Genomic DNA, 19,223 nt, shown 5'->3' on the forward strand with positions numbered 1-19,223 from the left:
CACCCGCTTCGACAAACTCGCCGTGCGCTACGCGGCCACCGTGCACGTCGCCGCCATCAACGAATGGCTGTGACCGACTTCGACACAGGCCCTAGGGCCCCCTCTCCCGCGCGATCTTGCACTTTCGGCCCCGGCGAAAGGCGTGAATGCCCCAGCGCGGGGGCACCAAGTGCAAGATCGACGAGCGCGGCGGCGCGCGGCGGGTGGCGTCAGCGGGACTCGGCGTCGTCCATGGCTCGGTAGATGCGTTGCTCGGAGACCGGGTAGGGGGTGCCCAGGGCCTGGGCGAAGACGTTCACCCGCAGCTCCTCGATCATCCAGCGGATCTGGCGGACCGCCGCCTCCTGGCGCCGGGCCGGAGACAGCGCGGCCAGCATGTCCTGGTACTCCTTCTGCACCACGGCGACCCGGTCCTGCTGCTGCTTGTCGCGCTGCGGGTTGCCGGGAAGCCGGTCCAGCCGGCGCTCGATCGCGGTCAGGTAGCGCAGCAGGTCGGGCAGGCGCGCGTACCCCGTCTCGGTGATGAAACCCTTGTGCACCAGGCCGGTGAGCTGGTTGCGGATGTCCGCCAGCGCGGCCACCACCGTGAGGTTGCGGGTGGCGCCGAGCCGCTGCTCCACCGCGTACGCGGAAGCGAGCACCCGGCGTACCCGATCCATCACCTCGACCACGGTGTCCACCAGGTCCGCGCGCACCCTGTCGCGCAGCGCGGCGAAACCCTCGGCGTCCCAGGCCGGGCCGCCCGCGTCGCCGATCAGCTTGTCGATCGCCGCCCCGGCCGCGTCCTCGATCAGCTCCGGCACGCTGCCGTGCGGGTTGCGGGACAGCGCCAGCTTCGCCTCGTTGCTCAGCCGCCCCTGGAGGAACTTCGCCGGTGACGGCGTCGTCAGCCGCAGCAGCCGCCGGGTGCCCGCCCAGTGCGCCGCCTCCTGCTCGGCGGCCGAGTCGAACACCTTCACCCCGACCGTCGCGCCCTCGTCCACCAGCGCCGGGTACGCGGTCACAGCGAAACCGGCGCGTACCTGCTCGATGGTGCGCGGCAGGGTGCCGATCGACCACCCGGTCAGCCCGGAACGGGCCACGTCCGGCGCGGCGGCGGCCACCACCTGGCGTACCTCCTGGCGCAGCTCGCGTTGCAGCGCCGGCAGGTCCTTGCCCTCGGCGACCGGCTTGTCGTCGTCGCCGAGCACCCGGAACGTGACCCGCAGGTGCGGCGGCAGCCGGCCCAGGTCCCACGCGTCCGCCGGTACGGTCACGCCGGTCATCCGGCGCAACTGCCGGGTCAGCGCGGCGAGCAGCGGCTCCTCGCCCGGGGTGATCGCGGCGAGCGCGGCGCGGGCGTAGTCGGGCACCGGCACGAAGTTGCGCCGCACCGGCTTGGGCAGCGACCGGATCAGCGCGATCACCAGCTCCTCGCGCAGCCCCGGCACCTGCCAGTCGAAGCTCTCCGCCGGCACCTGGTTGAGCAGCGGCAGCGGGATGTCCACTGTGACGCCGTCGGTGGGCACTGTCGGGTCGAACGTGTACGTCAGCGGCAGCGTCACGCCGTCGGCCCGCCACTCGTCGGGGAAGTCCTCCTCGTCCACCCCGCCCCGGCCGTCGTTGACGAGCAGTTCACGGGTGAACGTGAGCAGGTCGGGCCGCTCCCGGCGGGTCTTCTTCCACCACGAGTCGAAGTGCCGGCCGGAGACCACGTCGGCGGGGATGCGCTGGTCGTAGAAGGCGAAGATGGTCTCGTCGTCGACCAGGATGTCGCGGCGCCGGGCCCGGTTCTCCAGCTCCTCGATCTCGGTCAGCAGCTTCTGGTTGTCCCGCCAGAACTGGTGGTGGGTCTGCCAGTCGCCCTCGACCAGGGCGTGCCTGATGAACAGCTCCCGGCTCAGACCTGCGTCGATCCGCCCGAAGTTCACCTTGCGGGAGGTGACGATCGGGATGCCGTACAGCGTGACCTTCTCGTAGGCCATCACCGCGGCCTGCTTCTTCTCCCAGTGCGGCTCGCTGTAGCTGCGCTTGACCAGGTGCTGCGCCAGCGGCTCGACCCATTCCGGCTCGACCCGGCCGGCCACCCGGCCCCAGAGCCGGGACGTCTCCACCAGCTCGGCGGCCATCACCCAGCGCGGCGGCTTCTTGAACAGCGCCGAGCCGGGGAAGATCACGAACTTCGCGCCGCGCGCGCCGAGGTACTCGTGCTTCTGCGCGTCCTTGAGCCCGAGGTGGGACAGCAGGCCGGGCAGCAGCGACTGGTGCACCTTCGGGGTGTCGATCTCCTCCGGCAGGTCCGCGCCGGCGCCGCGCCGGCCCTCACCCTTGTCGGCGGTACGCAACACCTGGCGCAACTGGCTGACGATGTCCTGCCACTCGCGTACCCGAAGGTAGTTGAGGTATTCGGCCTTGCACATCCGGCGGAACGCGCCCGACGACAGCTCCCGCTGCTTCTCCCGCAGGTAGCGCCACAGGTTCAGGTACGCGACGAAGTCGGACTCCTTGTCGGCGAACCGGGCGTGCGCCTGGTCGGCCTGGGCCTGCTTGTCGGCCGGGCGTTCGCGCGGATCCTGGATGGACAGCGCGGCGGCGATCACCACCACCTCGGTGGCGCAGCCGTTGCGCTCGCCTTCGAGGACCATCCGGGCCAGCCGGGGGTCGACCGGGAGCTGCGCCAGCCGCCGCCCCAGCGCGGTGAGCCGCTTCGCCGGGTCGGACTCGGCCGGGTCGAGCGCGCCCAGCTCGTGCAGCAGGTTGACGCCGTCGGTGACGTTGCGCCGGTCCGGCGGGTCGATGAACGGGAACGCCGCCACGTCGCCGAGCCCGATCGACGTCATCTGGAGGATGACCGAGGCCAGGTTGGTGCGCAGGATCTCCGGGTCGGTGAACTCGGGGCGGGAGGTGAAGTCCTGCTCGTCGTAGAGGCGGATGCAGATGCCGTCCGAGGTACGCCCGCAGCGGCCCTTGCGCTGGTTGGCGCTGGCCTGAGAGACCGGCTCGATCGGCAGCCGCTGCACCTTGAGCCGGCTGGAGTAGCGGGAGATCCGCGCGGTGCCCGGATCCACCACGTACTTGATGCCGGGCACCGTCAGCGAGGTCTCCGCGACGTTCGTGGCCAGCACCACCCGGCGGTTGGAGTGCGCGGCGAAGACCCGGTGCTGCTCGGCGGTGGAGAGCCGGGCGTACAGCGGCAGGATCTCGGTGCCGAGCAGCGACCGCTTGGACTGCACCAGCTTGCCCAGCGCGTCGGCGGTGTCCCGGATCTCCCGCTCGCCGCTGAGGAACACCAGGATGTCGCCCGGCCCCTCGGCGGCCAGCTCCTCGACCGCGTCGCCGATGGCCTGGATCTGGTCCCGGACGTTCTCCTCGTCGGCCTCGTCCTCCTCGTCGGCCTCGGTGACCTCGACCAGCGGCCGGTAGCGGACCTCCACCGGGTACGTACGCCCGGACACCTCGACCACCGGCGCCGGCTCGCCCGCGGCGTCGGCGAAGTGCTTCGCGAACCGGTCCGTCTCGATGGTCGCCGAGGTGATGACGACCTTGAGGTCGGGCCGGCGGGGCAGGAGCTGCCTGAGGTAGCCGAGGATGAAGTCGATGTTGAGGCTGCGTTCGTGCGCCTCGTCGATGATCAGCGTGTCGTACTGCCGCAGCATCCGGTCGGTCTGCAACTCGGCCAGCAGGATGCCGTCGGTCATCAGCTTGACCAGGCTGTTGTCGCCCACCTGGTCGGTGAAGCGCACCTTGTAGCCGACCACGTCGCCCAGCTCGGTGCCGAGCTCGTCGGCGATCCGGTCGGCGACGGTGCGGGCCGCCAGCCGGCGGGGCTGGGTGTGCCCGATCAGGCCGGTGATCCCGCGCCCCAGCTCCAGGCAGATCTTGGGCAGCTGGGTGGTCTTCCCGGAACCGGTCTCACCGGCCACGATCACCACCTGGTGGTCGCGGATCGCGGCGGCGATGTCGTCCTTGCGCTCGCTGACCGGCAACTGCGGCGGATAGGTGATCGCCGGCACTGCCGCGCGGCGGGCCTGGAGCCGCGCCTCGGCCCGGGCCACGTCGGCCGCGATCTCGGCCAGCGCCGCCTCCCGCCGCTGCGGGTCGCGCAGCTTGCGCACGCCGTCGAGCCGCCGCTGGAGCCGCCGCTGGTCGCGGAACATCAGGGGGGCGAGGCGGCGGTGCAGGTCGCGGGCGGTCTCAGGGGCGGCGGGTACGGCTGGATTCTGCATGTCGTCGCCAAGGATAGGCAGCCGCGCGGCGGACCGCTCCCGGGTTACCGGCGCTGGGCGTGCCCTCCCCGGCCGGGCCGTCCCCGCCGGATAAGGTTGCCGCCGACGAGGCCGACGGACGAGGCCGACGAGGGGCGGGGATGATCATGCGGGACACCGACCGGGCGCTCGTGCAGGCCGCCACCGCCGTCGCGAAGCTGCGCTGCCGCAGCGACAACCACACAGTCGCCGCCGCCGTACGCAGCACCGACGGCCGGGTGTTCAGCGGCGTGAACGTCTACCACTTCACCGGCGGCCCGTGCGCCGAGGTGGTGGCCCTCGGCGCCGCCGCGACCCAGGGCGCGGGCGAGCTGGAGGCGATCGTCGCGGTGGGGGACCGGGGGCGGGGCGTCATTCCGCCGTGCGGGCGCTGCCGTCAGGTGCTGCTCGACTACTTCCCGTCGATAAAGGTGATCCTCGGCCCGCCCGACGGGCTCCGCGCCATCCCGATCGCCGACCTGCTGCCCGAGACGTACGTCTGGTCCGACCACCAGGTCGAGGTGCCGGTGGCCGCCCGCGCCGGGGTGTGGCCGACGCCCGTGGTGCCGGGAAGCCGGCAGGCAACGGAGGACTGACCCGCCTCAGTCGCCGGCCGCGGCCTCCAGCATCGAGCGGGGGACCGGCACCTGCTCGAAGCGGACCTGACCCTCCGGCACCATCCAGCTGCTCACCCGCGCGACCAGCCGTCCCGCCCGGACGGCCGGGTCGTTCGCGTACAGCTCACGGGCCGTCTGCGGGTCGACGGACAGCACCGCGAAACCGCGGATCCGCCCGTCGTCGCCGTCCAGGAACGGTCCGGCCGCGAGCACCGCGCCCTGCTCCACCAGCCCGGCCTGGTGCGCCAGGTGGGCGTCCTGAATCCGGTCGAGGGCGTCCTGTGGCAGCTCGGGTGCGTCGTCCGGGCGGACCAGGAGCACCACAGTGTGCCTGTCGAATCGCATGCCCTCAGGCTAGGGGCTGCCGGGCGCGCAGTGCCCGGATCGACCAGTCCAGCACCGGCGCCAGGCTCTCGGGCGGTGGCCAGCCGTTGACCACGCAGAGCAGTTCCAGGTACCGCTCCTGGCGGGGATCGCGCGCGGTCCGCAACCGGTCCAGCATCCGGAGGCGCAGGTCGGCGTCGTCCGGCACGTCGCAGAGCCGTGCGTACCGGCTCGCCGCCCGGGCCAGGACCGGGCCGGCCCCGGGCGAGGCCGGTTCGACGCCGTCGGCGAGCGCCGGGGCCACCTCCTCCCGGATCACTGTGACCACGTCCCGGCGTACGCCCTCGACGCCGGCCCGATCTGCCGCGTGCTGCTCGGCCAGCCGGCGCAGCCCGGCCCGGAAGGACGGGTCCAGGGCCAGCTCGGCCAGCTCCGCCCACGCCTCGATCTGGCCGTCGTCCGGATCGTCCGGCAGCTCCGGCGTGAGCGACCGGCGGATGCCCCCGAACGCCGGCTCGCTCAGGCCCCCGAACGCCGCGTCGAGGAACTCGTCGACCAGCCGCCGTCGCTCCCGTGCGGCCAGGCCGGCCAGCCGGTGCAGCAGGTCCGCCTCGGACGGCGTGGCCCCGCGCCGGGCGATCACGGTCAGCACCGCGCGGCGCGTCCGCAGCAGGCGGATCTGCGCGGTCAGCGCGTCCGCGTGCGCCGAGGCGACCTCGGGCAGGGTGACCTCGCGCGTCACCACCCGGCGCACGGTGGGCAGGTCCACACCCAGTTCGCGCAACGTCCGCACCAGGTCGAGCCGGGCCACGGCCGCCGCGTCGTAGCGCCGGTGGCCGGCCGGTCCCCGGTCGGTGGGCGGCACGATGCCGCTGTCGGACCAGAACCGGATGGTCTTCACCGGCAGCCCGGTCCGCCGGGCCAGGTCACCGATCGAGTAGCGCTCCGCACCGTCCATGCCGACCACCATCGCGCCTCCCCCCGGTGGAGGCGCAACCCCATCGACAGCGCCCGCTTAGGTTCGCCTTACCTGGTCAGCTAAGGTAAGGCGCACCTAATCGGAAGGCGAATCTCTCTCGTGACCACCGTCGCCGTCCGGCCCGCGCGGGCCGGGACTCCCGTCCGCCGCGGCACCGTCCGCCGCGTCGCGGTCACCGTGGCGGCGGCGCTCCTGCTCCTGCTGGCGCTGCTCGCCAGCCTGGCGCTCGGCAGCCGGCACCTTCCCGTCGACCAGGTGTGGCACGCGCTGGTGGCCCCGGACGGCGGCGACGCCAGCGTCGTGGTCCGGGAACTGCGGCTGCCGCGTACCGCCCTCGGGCTCGTCGTCGGCCTGGCGCTGGCGCTGGCCGGCGTGCTGTTCCAGGCGGTCACCCGCAACCCGCTGGCCGAGCCGCGCATCCTCGGTATCAGCGCCGGGGCGTCGTTCGGGGTGGTGCTGGCCATCGCCGTGTTCGGTGTGGGCACGCTCGCCGGGTACGTCTGGTTCGGCATCGCCGGCGCGCTGCTCGCCGGGCTGCTCGTGTTCGCCATCGCCAACCGCACCCGCGAGGGCGCCAGCCCGGTCACCCTCGCGCTGGTCGGCGCCGCGCTCGACGCCGGTCTCGGCGCCATGGTGTACGCGCTGCTCACCATCGACGCCCGCACGTTCGAGGAGTACCGCTTCTGGGTGGTCGGCGGGCTGACCGGCCGGGGCGTCGCCGTCGCCGGGCAGGTGCTGCCGTTCGTGGTGGCCGGGGTGCTGCTGGCCGCGCTCGCCGCCCGCGGCCTGGACGCGCTCGCGCTCGGCGACGACGTGGCCCGGGGGCTCGGGCACCGGGTCGCCCTGGTCCGGCTCGCCGCCGGGGCCGGTGGCGTGCTGCTCACCGGCGCGGCGGTGGCCGCCGCCGGGCCGATCGCGTTCGTCGGGCTGGCGGTGCCGCACCTGGCCCGGGCACTGGTCGGCGCGGACCAGCGGTGGACGCTCCTGGTCGCCGCGCTGCTCGGTCCCGCGCTGCTGCTCGCTGCCGATGTGGCCGGCCGTCTCGTCTCCCCGCCCGGCGAGATCCCCGCCGGCATCATCACTGCCCTGCTCGGCGCCCCGCTCCTGGCCTTCCTGGTCCACCGAGCCAAGACGGTGACCACATGACCACCCACCACCCCGCCCCCTCCCCCGCTCCGGGCTCCGGCGATCTTGCACTTGCTGCCCCGGCGAAAAGGGTGATCCCGGCATCTCGGGGGCCCAAAGTGCAAGATCAGCGGAGTGGGCGTGGCGGCCCCGGGCGTGGGGTGTTGCGGGTCGGGGCGGTGGTGGTGCCGTTCCGGTGGCGGCCCCTTGTCGTGGCGCTTGTTCTGTTCGTGCTGCTCTGCGTCGCGGTGGTGGTCAGCCTGTCCCTGGGTACGCCGTACGTCGCCCCGGTCGACGTGGTGCGGTCGCTCTCCGGCGCCGGCACCCCGTACGACCTCGTGGTGCGCGACCTGCGACTGCCTCGCGCGGTCCTCGCGGCGGTGGCCGGGGCGGCCTTCGGCGTGGCCGGCACGCTCATCCAGAGCGTGGCCCGCAACCCGCTTGCGAGCCCCGACGTCATCGGTGTCACCCAGGGTGCCGGGCTGGCCGCGACGATCGCGCTGACCAGCGGCGCGGCGGCGGTGCTGGTGGCGCCGGCGGCGCTGCTCGGCGGCCTGGCCGCCGCGGTGGCCGTGTTCGCGCTCGGCGCCCGGCACGGCCTCGCGGCTCAGCGGTTCGTGCTGGCGGGTGTGGCTGTGGCGTTCGCGTTCCGGGCGCTGATCGAGGTGGTCATGCTCACCGCCGACCCGATCGACGGGCTGCGCGCGCAGATCTGGCTGATCGGCACGCTCGCCGGCAAGGGGTGGAGCGAGGCGGCCTGGATCGCCGGCACGCTCGCCGTGCTGCTGCCGGTGCTGCTCTGGGCCGGGTGGGCGCTGCGCAGCAGCGCGCTCGACGACGACACCGCGCGGGGGATCGGCCTGCGGCCGGTGGCCCGGCGCATGGGGCTGGCCGGCACCGGCGTACTGGCTGCCGCCATGGTGACCGCCCAGGTCGGCGCCGTCGACTTCGTCGCGCTGGTGGCCCCGCAGGTGGCCCGCCGGCTGGTCCGCGCCGAGCGCCCGCCGTTGCTCTGCGCCGCGCTGCTGGGCGCGTTGCTGCTGGTCCTCGCCGACCTGGGCGCCCGCCGGCTGCTGGCACCCACCCAACTGCCGGCCGGTGTGCTGACCGCCGCGATCGGCGGGCCGTACCTGATCTTCGTGCTGCTGCGCACCCGAGGGAGGCGGTCGTGACCGCGCTGCTGTCCACCCGCGACCTGGTCGTCGGCTACGAGGGCCGCACCGTGCTGGACGGACTTGACCTCGACCTGCCGGCCGACACGTTCACCGTGATCGTCGGCCCGAACGCCTGCGGCAAGTCGACGCTGCTGCGCACGATGGCCCGGCTGCTCACTCCCCGGCGCGGCGCGGTGCTGCTCGACGGCGCGGCGATCCGGGACCTGCCCACCCGCGACGTGGCCCGGCGGCTCGGTGTCCTGCCGCAGAGCCCGCTGGTCCCGGAGGGGATCACCGTGGCCGACCTGGTCGGCCGGGGCCGTCAGCCCTACCAGCGCTGGTGGCGTCAGTGGTCGGCCGAGGACGGGCTGGCGGTCGAGGAGGCCATGCGGCTGGCCGACGTCAGCGCGCTGGCCGACCGCGCGGTGGACACGCTCTCCGGCGGGCAGCGCCAGCGGGTGTGGATCGCCATGACGCTCGCCCAGGACACCGACGCGCTGCTGCTGGACGAGCCGACCACGTTCCTCGACCTGGCTCACCAGGTCGAGGTGCTGGACCTGCTGCACCGGCTGCGCGCCGAGCGGGGCCGGACCGTGGTGGCCGTGCTGCACGACCTCAACCAGGCGGCCCGCTACGCGGACCACCTGATCGCCATGCGTGACGGCGCGGTGGTGGCCGCCGGCGAGCCGCGCGAGATCCTCACCGCGGACCTGGTCCGCGACGTGTTCGGCCTGGACTGCGTGGTCGTGCCCTGCCCGGTCAGCGGCGCCCCGCTCGTGGTGCCGGCCCTCACCCAGACCGGGTCCACCCACGCCGCTCCGGCCCAGACCGCGCCCACCCAGACCTCGGCCGCTCCGGCCGGCACGCCGGCCACGGCCGGCGCCCCCGTCGGCGACGCCTGAGCGCGCCGACCCGCACCACCGAAAGGAACCTCATGCGTCGTCTCGCCGTCGCACTCACCGCCGCCCTCGCTCTCGGAGTCGGCCTCACCGCATGCGGGGAGAGCGACCCCGTCGCCGGCACCGGCACCGGGGAGACCCGGGAGATCACCCACGCCATGGGCACCACGAAGGTCCCCGCCGAGCCGAAGCGTGTGGTCGTGCTCGACACCGACAAGATCGATACCGCGCTGTCGCTGGGCGTGACCCCGGTCGGCGCGGCGACCGCCGGTGAGGCGAAGAGCTGGCCCACCTACTTCGGCGCGGACAAGCTCGCCGGCATCACCGAGGTCGGCGTGCTCACCGAGCCGGACCTGGAGGCGATCAACGCGCTCAACCCGGACCTGATCCTGGGCAGCAAGTTCCGCCAGGAGAAGTTCTACGACGAACTGGCCAAGATCGCCCCGACCGTGTTCACCGAGAAGGTCGGCGTCACCTGGAAGGAGAACTTCCTCCTCGACGGCGCGGCGCTGGGCAAGGAGCAGCAGGCCAAGGACCTGCTGGCCGAGTACGAGAAGCGGGCGAAGGACTTCGGCGCGAAGCTCGGCGACGCCTCCTCCCGCAAGGTCTCCATCGTGCGCTTCATGCCGACCGAGATCCGCCTGTACGGGCCGGACTCGTTCTCCGGCATCGTCGTCGGCGACACCGGCCTGGGCCGCCCCGAGCGGCAGATGCTCGCCGACAAGGAGGACAAGCGGATGGACCGGGTCAGCCCGGAGCGCATCGCCGAGGCCGACGGTGACGTGGTGTTCGTGACCGCGTACGGCGAGAAGGCCGCCGCCGAGCAGGCCAAGGTCACCGGCGGAACGCTGTGGAAGGGCCTGTCCGCGGTCAAGGCCGGCAAGGCGCACGTGGTCTCCGACGAGATCTGGATGACCGGCATCGGCGTGGGCGCCGCCAACAAGATCCTGGACGACCTGGAGAAGCACCTGGCCGCCTGAGCCCCGATACACCAGCGCCCGTCCCGCCGTCGCCGGCCGGACGGGCGCGGTGTGTTCAGGCCACCAGTTGCCAGAGCAGGAACCCGTTGAGCGCCACCACGAAAGCGGTGATCGCCACCGCGGTGGCGGTGGTGGCCCGCCGGTTGACCAGGGCGCCCATCATGTCCCGGCGGCGGGTGAACAGCACGACCGGGATCAGCGCGAACGGGATGCCGAAGCTCAGCACCACCTGGGACAGCACCAGCGCGCGGGTCGGGTCGACGCCGATCGCGAGCACCGCCAGCGCGGGCAGCAGTGTGATCATCCGGCGGACCAGCAGCGGGATCCGGCGGCGCAGGAAGCCCTGCATGATGATCTCACCGGCGTACGTGCCGACGCTTGTGGAGGCCAGGCCGGACAGGAGCAGCGCGACCGCGAAGCCGACCGCCGCTGCCGTGCCGAGCGCGGTGGCGAGCCCGGCGTGCACGCCTTCGAGGGTGTCGGTGCCGGGGATCGAGGTGCCGTGGAAGCTGCTCGCGGCCACCAGCAGCATGGCCAGGTTGACCGCGCCGGCGATGCCCAGCGCGATGAGCACGTCCATTCGCAGGCCCTTGGCGATCACCCGCCGCTGCGCCTCGCCCTCGGCCGGCAGGCGGTTCGGGGTCAGCGCCGAGTGCACGTAGATGACGTGCGGCATCACCGTCGCGCCCAGGATGCCGGCGGCGAGCAGCATGCTGTCGGTGCCCTGCATCCGGGGCAGCAGCCCGGCCGCGGCGGCGGAGGCGTCCGGCTGCGCGCTGACCAGGTTGACCGCGAACGCCAGCACGATCACGCCGAGCAGCACGGCGATGGCGATCTCGAACGTCCGGAAGCCCCTGGCCCGCAGCGCCAGGATGGCGAACGAGGCGGTGCCGATGATCAGGCCGCCGGGCAGCAGCGGTACGCCGAACAGCAGGTAGAGCGCGACCGCCCCGCCGATCACCTCGGCCAGGTCGGTGGCCATGGCGACCAGCTCGGCCTGCGCCCACATGAAGCGGTTGAGCGGCCGGGGCAGGTGCTCCCGGCACAGCTCGGGCAGGCTGCGCCCGGTGGCCAGGCCGAGCTTGGCGGTGAGCGTCTGCACCAGCATGGCGGCCAGGTTCGCCGCGACCACCACCCAGACCAGCAAGTATCCGTACCGGGCCCCGGCCGTGGAGTTGGTGGCGAAGTTGCCAGGATCGACGTACGCGACCGCCGCCACGAAGGCGGGCCCGAGCAGGATGAGCCGGCCACGTACCGGGCGCGGGGCGCGGGCGGTCCGTAGCGGAGACGCGACAGGTGAGTCGTTCGTGACCACTGCTGCTCCTTGACGAGCGACGGAACGAGACGGATCAGGCGGGTTCGTGCCGCGCGGCCGCCGCGCGGGGCGGCGCGGCGAGGTCAGGCGAGCTTGCTCTGGACCGTGTCGGCGGCCTTGTCGGCCGTTTCCGGGTCGGTGCCGTAGGGACGCGGGGCGGCCGGCGCCGCGCCGACCGACGCGGCCAGGCGGCGGCGACGCGGTGGGGCGAGCGTCAGCATCGGCGCGCGCAGCTCGTGGCAGGACGCCCGGAGTGAGAGGGGTTCGCCCCGATCGGTCCGGTCGCGGTGGCGACGGACGTTCGTGGAGTCGACAGCCATGCCGGGCTGTTCCCAATGATTGCCCACATATGCCACCTGTTCCGGCCAGGTGGAGGAAAAGCGTCCTCACCGGACTCCGGCCACGACGAACGGCCGCCCTCGGGCGAGGGCGGCCGTTCGCTGCGCCAGGTCAGGCGGCGGTGGACCAGATGGCGCGGAAGGCGGCGGCCTCACCGGCCAGCCACTGCTCGATCGGCTCCGGCTTGACGTCGGCGGGCATCCGGTGCGCCTCGCCGCGCCGCACGTCGACGAGGACCGGCTCGGCGTGCGGCAGCACCGCGTCCATGTGCCGGGCCATCAGGTGCAGCGTGGCCAGGGTCGCCTCCTCGCTCGGCGGCGCCTCGTCGAAGTGCAGCCGGATCGCCTCGGCCCGGCCGTCGGCGAAGCGCACACCGAACTGCGGGTTGATCTTCACGGGCAGGTCGCCCAGCATGGCCAGCGCGTCACGGGTCTGCGCCAGGTCGACGCCGGCCGGCTCGCCGAGCGAGTGCAACCAGCGGGTCGCGCCCGGCACCAGCGCCTCGTAGAGCGGGCGCCAGCGCGGCTTGACCAGGTCGGCGACCTGCGCGAGATGCGTGCCGCCGGTGTGGAACGCGACGTCGGCCTTGAGTGCCTTGACGAACTGGCCGTGCGGGTTGAAGCCGTGCCGGCTGGCCCGCTGGCGGCGCAGCCCGCCGACGAAGGTGGCCTTCGTGGGGCCGGTGCGGTCGACGTACCGGGTGAAGCCGAGGAGGGTGGCATAGGGGGTGACAGGGGCGGCGGAGGTGGGCGCGGTCACGGGCGTCCTCCCAGGTCAACGACTGGATTAGTACATACATTCTAATCGACGGGTCTGACATCGCCCAGGGAACGAAAAGGGCCGCCCGGACATCCCGGGCGGCCCTTTTTCGCGTAGTCCTAGAGCTGGCCGACGTCTGTCACCCGGACCACCGCCGCGCCGGTCTCGTCCGAGGCGGCGAGGTCGATCTCGGCGCTGATGCCCCAGTCGTGGTCGCCGTCCGGGTCGTCCAGGATCTGCCGTACGGTCCACCTCTCGCGGCCCTGCTCGATCATCAGCAGCGCCGGCCCGCGCGCGTCCGGCCCCACCCCGATCGAGTCGTACGTCTCGAAGTACGGCTCCAGCGCGTCGGCCCAGGCGTCGGCGTTCCAGCCGTCCCCGGCGTCCAGCTCGCCGAGCAGGTCCCAGCGGCGCAGCGCGGCCAGCTCGACGCGGCGGAACATCGCGTTGCGCACCAGCACCCGGAACGCCCGCGCGTTGCGCGTCACCGCCGGCGGCCGGTCGTCCAGCGAGGCGGCCACCTCGGCCACGTCCGACGGGTTGCGCAGCCGCTCCCACTCGTCGATCAGGCTGGAGTCGACCTGGCGGACCAGCTCGCCCAGCCACTCGATGAGGTCGACCAGCTCCTCGGTCTTGGCGTCCTCGGGGACGGTCTGCCGCAGCGTCTTGTACGCGTCGGCGAGGTAGCGCAGCACCAGCCCCTCGGAGCGGGACAGGCCGTAGAACTGGACGTACTCGGGGAACGTCATGGCCCGCTCGTACATGTCCCGGACCACGGACTTGGGGGAGAGCTGGTGGTCTGCGACCCACGGGTGGCCCTGCCGGTACATCTCGTACGCGGACTCCAGCAGCTCGGCGAGCGGCTTGGGCCAGGTCACCTCGTCGAGCAGTTCCAGGCGGGCCTCGTACTCGATGCCCTCGGCCTTCATCGCGGCGACCGCCTCGCCGCGGGCCTTGAACTGCTGCGCGGAGAGCACCTGGCGGGGGTTGTCCAGGATCGACTCGATCACGCTGAGCACGTCGAGCGCGTACGACGGGGACTCGCGGTCGAGCAGCTCGATGGTGGCCAGCGCCAGCGGTGACAGCGGCTGGTTGAGCGCGAAGTCGAGCTGGAGGTCGACGGTGAGCCGCACCCGGCGGCCGGTCTCGTCCGGCTCGGGCAGCTCCTCGACCACGCCGCCGGCCCGCAGCGCCCGGTAGATGGCGATGGCCCGGCGGATGTGCCGGCGCTGGGCGGCCGGGTCCTCGTGGTTGTCGGTGAGCAGGTGCCGCATCGAGGCGAAGGCGTCGCCGGGGCGGCCGATCACGTTCAGCAGCATCGAGTGGCTGACCTGGAAGCTGGAGGTGAGCGGTTCCGGCTCGGCCTCGACGAGGCGCTGGAACGTCGGCTCGCCCCAGCCGATCGAACCCTCCGGCGGCTTCTTCTTCACCACCTTGCGGCGCTTCTTCGGGTCGTCGCCGGCCTTCGCGAGGGCCTTCTCGTTCTCGATCACGTGCTCGGGGGCCTGCACCACGACCCGGCCCAGCGTGTCGAATCCGGCCCGACCGGCCCGGCCGGCGATCTGGTGGAACTCGCGCGCCTTGAGCAGCCGGGTGCGCACCCCGTCGTACTTTGAGAGGCCGGTGAACAGCACGGTACGGATCGGCACGTTGATGCCGACGCCGAGCGTGTCGGTACCGCAGATGACCTTGAGCAGGCCGGCCTGGGCGAGCGTCTCCACCAGGCGGCGGTACTTCGGGAGCATGCCGGCGTGGTGCACGCCGATGCCGTGCCGGACCAGCCGGGACAGCGTCTTGCCGAAGCCGGAGGTGAACCGGAAGTTGCCGATCGCACTCGCGATCATGTCCTTCTCGGCGCGGGTGCAGACGTTCACGCTCATCAGCGCCTGGGCGCGTTCCAGCGCGGCGGCCTGGGTGAAGTGCACGACGTACACCGGGGCCTGCCTGGTTTCCAGCAGCTCCTCCAGCGTCTCGTGCAGCGGCGTGGTCGCGTACGAGAAGAGGAGCGGGACCGGCCGCTCGGCCGAGCGGACGACGGCGGTCGGCCGCCCGGTGCGCCGGGTCAGGTCGTCGACGAAGCGGGTGGTGTCGCCGAGCGTGGCCGACATCAGCACGAACTGGGCCTGCGGCAGCTCGATCAGCGGCACCTGCCACGCCCAGCCCCGGTCCGGTTCGGCGTAGAAGTGGAACTCGTCCATGATCACCTGGCCGACGTCGGCGCGGCGGCCCTCGCGCAGCGCCAGGTTGGCCAGGATCTCCGCGGTGCAGCAGATGATCGGCGCGTCCGCGTTGACGCTGGCGTCGCCGGTGAGCATGCCGACGTTCTCCGCGCCGAAGACCTCGCAGAGCGCGAAGAACTTCTCCGAGACCAGCGCCTTGATCGGCGCGGTGTAGAAGGTCGTCCGGTCGTCGGCCAGCGCCGCGAAGTGCGCCGCGATCGCCACCAGGCTCTTGCCCGAGCCGGTCGGCGTATTCATGATCACGTTCGCGCCGGAGACGATCTCGATGACCGCCTCCTCCTGATGGGGATAGAGGTCCAGGCCGCGCTCGGACGCCCAGGAGGCGAACGCGTCGTAGAGGGTGTCGGGGTCGGCGGTCTTCGGCAGCGCGGCGGTGAGAGTCATGGCGGCTCCCATCGTGCCTGGATCCCGCCCCGCCGCGCCAACCGGGTTCAGCGCCGCCGGTGGATCAGGTCGAAGACCTCCCGGCCGGCGGTCAGCGCGCGCCGTTCGAACTTCGTCACCGGCCGGTGCGCCGGGCGCGGCGCGTAGCCGCCGTACACGTCGACCAGCTCCGGGTCGGCGGTGAGCGTCTCGCGCATCGACTCGGCGTACTCGGCCCAGTCCGTCGCGCAGTGCAGCGTGCCGCCCGGCGCCAGCCGGGACCGCAGCAGCGCCACGTGCGCGGGCGCGATGATCCGCCGCTTGTGGTGGCGGGTCTTCGGCCACGGGTCGGGGAAGAAGACGTGCACCGCGTCCAGGCAGCCCTCCGGCATGGCCCGGACCAGGTCCAGCGCGTCCCCCTCGGCCACCCGCACGTTGTCCAGACCGTGGCGTTCGACCAGGTCGAGCAGGTTGGCGATTCCCGGCGTGTGGACCTCGACCGCCAGATAGTGTCGGTCCCGGTCGGCCGCCGCCATGGCGGCGGTGGCGTCGCCCATGCCGGAGCCGATCTCCAGCACCAGCGGCGCCCGTCGTCCGAACAGCGCCGTCGGATCGCACGGCCCGTCGAGGGCGGCGATCTCCAGGCCGTACGCGGGCCAGAGCCGGGTGAGCGCGTCGCGCTGCCGCTCGCTCATCCGTCCGCGACGCGGATGGAAGGTACGGATGCGGCCGGCGGCGATGTCGGTGAGGGTCACAGCGATCCGAGCCTACGCGACCCGGATCGGATGTGATGTGCGGCCGGGGGTGAGAGGATTCATCCCGTACGCCGGGAGGGGTCATGGGGTCGTTCAGGGTACGTGAGGCGCTGCTGGTCGCCCTCGCCGCGTGCGCCGCCCCGCTGGCCGGCGCCGGGCCCGCCCAGGCCGCGCCGCGCGCCGCCGAGCCGGTGCCGGAACAGCCCCCGGCCGATGTGATCTTCGTGGAGGTCACCCCGGGCACCGTCTCGCCCGGCTACCTGGTCGGCATCCGGGCGAGCTGCCGGGACAACTCCGTACCGGCGATCGTCACCTCGGACGCGTTCGGCAAGATCCAGGTGCAGCCGCAGCGCGGCCTGCTCACCGCCACGCCGATGGTGCACGAGCGCACCCGGCCCGGCAACTACCGGGTCAAGCTGGAATGCCCGGGCGGGGAGACCGCCTCCACCATGCTCCAGGTGGTGAAGCAGGGGCAGCCCACCCGGCAGCCGCCCCAGCCGAGTCACCTGCCCAGCCGTGGTCCGGCGACCGGTTTCGGCGGCACCGCCGGCCCCGGACTCGGCGGCCTGCTGGTGCCCGTCGGGCTGGCGGTGACTGTGGTCGGCGCCGGGCTCGGCGTGGCCGCGTCCCGCCGGCAGGCCCGCGGCGCCGCCGGACGCTGAGGCCGGTCATGGCCGAGCACTTCGTCCCGCCGCCGCCCGCCGGATCCCGGCGCTCCGGCTGGCCGTTCCTCGCCCTGCCCCCGCCCGCCGCGCCACCCACGGACGCGGCCCGCCCGTCCCGGAATGGCCCGCCCGCCGCACCGCCCACCGAGGCGGCCCGGTTCTCCAGGGCCGACCCGGCCGCCGCGCCCTCGGCCGTCGCGCCTTCGGCCGCCGCGCCCTCGGCTGCCGCGCGCCGGGCCGGCTCGCCGCACCAAGACGGAGCGGACACCTTCACGGGCTCGTCTCGCCCGGCCGGCCGGAGCGGACCGACCGCCGGCACCGGATCGCCGGCCGTGCCGGTCTCCGGGGCGCGGGCGTGGATGCCGCCGCCCGCCGCGTCGCGACCGTGGAGCCCGCCACCGGCTGGGCCGCCGGCCCTGCGCCCACGCCCCGCCGGGCCGCCGCCTGTCGAACCGCCACCGGCGTCGCCAGGCGGACGGGACCGAGGCCGGGGCTCCTGGTCGAAGCCCCTCGCGGTGGTGCTGGTGCTGGTCGGCGTGTTCGCCACCGGGGCCGGCCTGGGCCGCACGGCCGGGCCGTTCGACTTCGCCGACGCGTCCACCGAGTCAGGAGAATCGAGCGTCGCCGCGCCCGCGGTGAGTGCCGCCGCCCCGGTCCGCAAGCCGGCGAGCCGGCCGGTACGCCTGGCGGTGCCGGCCATCAAGGTCAACGCGCCGGTCACCCCGGTCGGGCAGGCGAAGGACGGCTCGGTGGCGGTGCCGCCGCTGACCGAGCACGACCAGACCGGCTGGTACGACAGGGGAGCGGTGCCCGGCGACCCGGGCCGGGCGATCATCGTGGGCCACGTCGACACCAAGAGCGGCCCGGCCGTCTTCTACCGGCTGCGCTCGCTCAAGCCGGGCGCCCGGATCCAGGTGACCCGCGCGGACCGCAGCGTGGTGACCTTCACGGTGGACAGCGTCGAGTACTTCGACAAGGCCAACCTGCCCGCCGCCCGGGTCTACGGCGACTCGGGCCCGGCCGAGCTGCGCCTGATCACGTGCGGCGGCGAGTGGGTCGGCGGCCGGACCGGCTACCAGGACAACGTGATCGTCTTCGCGTCCCTCACCCGCTGACCGCTCCCGCCCGGCACGTCCCGGCCGTGTCGATCATGAGGTTGGCGGCGCAGGTTGCCCGTTCGCCAACCTCATGATCGCCGAGCGGAGATCCGGAGCGCCAGGGCCGTGGGAGATCTTGGAAGGAAACGGCCCCTGTGAGGGCCCAAATCTTCCAAGATCTCCAACGGGGCGGGGAAGGTGGGAGGGGGTGGGTCAGGGTTTGGCGGGGACCTGCTGGACCACCTCGAACTCCAGCAGGGTGGCGCCGGTGGCGACGGGCTTGCGGGGTTCGCCGCCCTCGGCGTGCGCGGCCCGGGAAGGGCCCTGCGCCCACGCCTGGTACGCCTCCTCGCTCTCCCAGCGGGTGTAGACGAAGTAGCGGGTGTCACCGGCGACCGGGCGCAGCAGCTCGAAGCCGAGGAAGCCGGGGGAGTTCTCCACCGCGCCGGCCCGGGCCGCGAACCGCTTCTCCAGCTCCTCGCCGGCACCGGGCGGGACGTCGATCGCGTTGATCTTCACGACAGCCATGTGTCCACCCTAACCAGCGTCGGGCTCAGAACGTCTCGACGGCCGGTGCCAGGTCGGCGTCGACCACGACCGGGGCGTGGTCGGAGGGGCCCTTGCCCTTGCGGGCCTCCCGGTCCACGTACGCGGAGCGGACCGCGCGGGCGAACGGCGCGCTGGCGTACACCAGGTCGATCCGCATGCCCTTGTTCTGGTGGAACATCCCGGCCCGGTAGTCCCAGTAGGTGAACGGGTGCGGCCCCTTCATCGGTGTCGGCACCACGTCCTGAAGCCCCAGGTCGCGCAGCGCGGCCAGGGCGGCCCGCTCGGCCGGGGTGACGTGGGTGGAGGTGACGAACAGCGCCGGGTCCCAGACGTCGGCGTCGGTGGGCGCGACGTTGAAGTCACCGCAGACGGCCACCGGCAGTGGTCCGGCCACCTCCGGTTCGAGCGCGTCGCGCAGCGCCGCGAACCAGGCCAGCTTGTACGCGTAGTGCGGGTCGTCCGGCGCGCGGCCGTTCGGCACGTACACCGACCAGACCCGCAGCCCGTCGCAGGTGGCCGAGATGGCGCGGGCCTCGGGCTCGGGGAACCCGGGTTCGCCCGGGAAGCCGACTGTCACGTCGGCCAGCCCGACCCGGGACAGCACGGCGACGCCGTTCCACCGCCCGTCGCTGTGGCTGGCCACCTCGTAGCCCAGCTCGCCCACCTCGGCGACCGGAAACGCCCCGTCGGGGCACTTGGTCTCCTGCAGGCACACGACGTCGGGTTTCGTGGTGGCCAGCCAGTCGAGCAGCCGGGGCAGGCGGGCCTTCACCGAGTTGACGTTCCAGGTCGCCAGGCGCATGTCTCCACCCTGCCGCATCCCCGGGGACGCCGCCGCCC

At 73.3% G+C, this 19,223-nt stretch carries 17 protein-coding genes; 7 read left to right on the forward strand and 10 right to left on the reverse strand.

What is annotated here, in order from left to right; all coding sequences use genetic code 11:
- Positions 1–209 precede the first annotated feature (209 nt).
- On the reverse strand, positions 210–4,205 hold the full coding sequence (gene hrpA / locus AB0D28_RS17825) for an ATP-dependent RNA helicase HrpA (RefSeq protein ID WP_357386954.1): 3,996 nt from the start codon (positions 4,203–4,205) through the stop codon (positions 210–212).
- Between the two features lie 146 nt (positions 4,206–4,351).
- On the opposite strand from hrpA, the gene AB0D28_RS17830 reads away from it, so the two are divergent.
- Positions 4,352–4,819 carry a cytidine deaminase gene (locus AB0D28_RS17830; RefSeq protein WP_357386956.1) on the forward strand — a complete coding sequence of 156 codons (468 nt, stop codon included), beginning with the start codon at positions 4,352–4,354 and terminating at the stop codon, positions 4,817–4,819.
- A 6-nt stretch (positions 4,820–4,825) separates the two neighbouring features.
- On the opposite strand, the gene AB0D28_RS17835 is transcribed toward AB0D28_RS17830, so the two are convergent.
- Positions 4,826–5,185 carry a YciI family protein gene (locus tag AB0D28_RS17835; RefSeq protein ID WP_357386958.1) on the reverse strand — a complete coding sequence of 120 codons (360 nt, stop codon included), beginning with the start codon at positions 5,183–5,185 and terminating at the stop codon, positions 4,826–4,828.
- 4 nt (positions 5,186–5,189) lie between these two features.
- Positions 5,190–6,134, reverse strand: coding sequence for a MerR family transcriptional regulator (locus AB0D28_RS17840; protein ID WP_357386960.1), 945 nt, complete (start codon positions 6,132–6,134; stop codon positions 5,190–5,192).
- A gap of 108 nt (positions 6,135–6,242) precedes the next feature.
- Between AB0D28_RS17840 and AB0D28_RS17845 the strand changes: the two genes are divergently transcribed.
- The 4 genes from AB0D28_RS17845 (at position 6,243) to AB0D28_RS17860 (ending at position 10,301) form a co-directional block, all read left to right on the forward strand.
- Entirely contained in the window at positions 6,243–7,289 is a 1,047-nt protein-coding gene (locus AB0D28_RS17845; RefSeq protein ID WP_357386962.1) for an iron ABC transporter permease, read from the forward strand.
- A 140-nt stretch (positions 7,290–7,429) separates the two neighbouring features.
- Positions 7,430–8,440, forward strand: coding sequence for an iron ABC transporter permease (locus AB0D28_RS17850; protein WP_357386964.1), 1,011 nt, complete (start codon positions 7,430–7,432; stop codon positions 8,438–8,440).
- A complete protein-coding gene (locus tag AB0D28_RS17855) occupies positions 8,437–9,324 on the forward strand; it encodes an ABC transporter ATP-binding protein (RefSeq protein ID WP_357386966.1) in 888 nt (295 codons plus the stop codon). The genes AB0D28_RS17850 and AB0D28_RS17855 overlap by 4 nt, the downstream gene beginning before the upstream one ends.
- 32 nt (positions 9,325–9,356) lie before the next feature.
- Positions 9,357–10,301 carry an iron-siderophore ABC transporter substrate-binding protein gene (locus AB0D28_RS17860; protein ID WP_357386968.1) on the forward strand — a complete coding sequence of 315 codons (945 nt, stop codon included), beginning with the start codon at positions 9,357–9,359 and terminating at the stop codon, positions 10,299–10,301.
- A 55-nt stretch (positions 10,302–10,356) separates the two neighbouring features.
- Here AB0D28_RS17860 and AB0D28_RS17865 read toward each other — a convergent pair whose 3' ends face one another.
- From AB0D28_RS17865 to trmB, 5 genes are all read right to left on the reverse strand, one after another.
- A complete protein-coding gene (locus tag AB0D28_RS17865; protein ID WP_357386969.1) occupies positions 10,357–11,616 on the reverse strand; it encodes an Nramp family divalent metal transporter in 1,260 nt (419 codons plus the stop codon).
- Between the two features lie 83 nt (positions 11,617–11,699).
- Positions 11,700–11,936: a hypothetical protein gene (locus AB0D28_RS17870; protein ID WP_357386971.1), complete on the reverse strand. Its 237-nt coding sequence runs from the start codon at positions 11,934–11,936 to the stop codon at positions 11,700–11,702.
- A 130-nt stretch (positions 11,937–12,066) separates the two neighbouring features.
- Positions 12,067–12,714, reverse strand: a complete 648-nt coding sequence (locus AB0D28_RS17875; protein WP_357386973.1) for a hypothetical protein — start codon at positions 12,712–12,714, stop codon at positions 12,067–12,069.
- A 119-nt stretch (positions 12,715–12,833) separates the two neighbouring features.
- Positions 12,834–15,338, reverse strand: a complete 2,505-nt coding sequence (locus AB0D28_RS17880; RefSeq protein WP_357386975.1) for a DUF3516 domain-containing protein — start codon at positions 15,336–15,338, stop codon at positions 12,834–12,836.
- Positions 15,339–15,385: 47 nt separating this feature from the next.
- Positions 15,386–16,012 (reverse strand): tRNA (guanosine(46)-N7)-methyltransferase TrmB, encoded by a 627-nt coding sequence (gene trmB, locus AB0D28_RS17885; RefSeq protein WP_221489093.1) that lies wholly within the window; start codon positions 16,010–16,012, stop codon positions 15,386–15,388.
- 143 nt (positions 16,013–16,155) lie between these two features.
- Here trmB and AB0D28_RS17890 point away from each other — a divergent pair, with 143 nt between their 5' ends.
- Positions 16,156–16,734 (forward strand): hypothetical protein, encoded by a 579-nt coding sequence (locus AB0D28_RS17890; protein ID WP_357386977.1) that lies wholly within the window; start codon positions 16,156–16,158, stop codon positions 16,732–16,734.
- A 419-nt stretch (positions 16,735–17,153) separates the two neighbouring features.
- Positions 17,154–17,852 (forward strand): class F sortase, encoded by a 699-nt coding sequence (locus AB0D28_RS17895; protein ID WP_357387138.1) that lies wholly within the window; start codon positions 17,154–17,156, stop codon positions 17,850–17,852.
- Positions 17,853–18,047: 195 nt separating this feature from the next.
- Here the strand turns inward: AB0D28_RS17895 and AB0D28_RS17900 are convergent, their stop codons facing one another.
- Together AB0D28_RS17900 and AB0D28_RS17905 are read right to left on the reverse strand one after the other, a co-directional pair.
- A complete protein-coding gene (locus AB0D28_RS17900; RefSeq protein ID WP_302906002.1) occupies positions 18,048–18,362 on the reverse strand; it encodes an antibiotic biosynthesis monooxygenase in 315 nt (104 codons plus the stop codon).
- A 25-nt stretch (positions 18,363–18,387) separates the two neighbouring features.
- A complete protein-coding gene (locus AB0D28_RS17905; protein ID WP_357386979.1) occupies positions 18,388–19,185 on the reverse strand; it encodes an exodeoxyribonuclease III in 798 nt (265 codons plus the stop codon).
- Positions 19,186–19,223: the final 38 nt, after the last annotated feature.

This window comes from Micromonospora sp. NPDC048169, from assembly GCF_040652815.1.
Lineage (GTDB): Bacteria > Actinomycetota > Actinomycetes > Mycobacteriales > Micromonosporaceae > Micromonospora.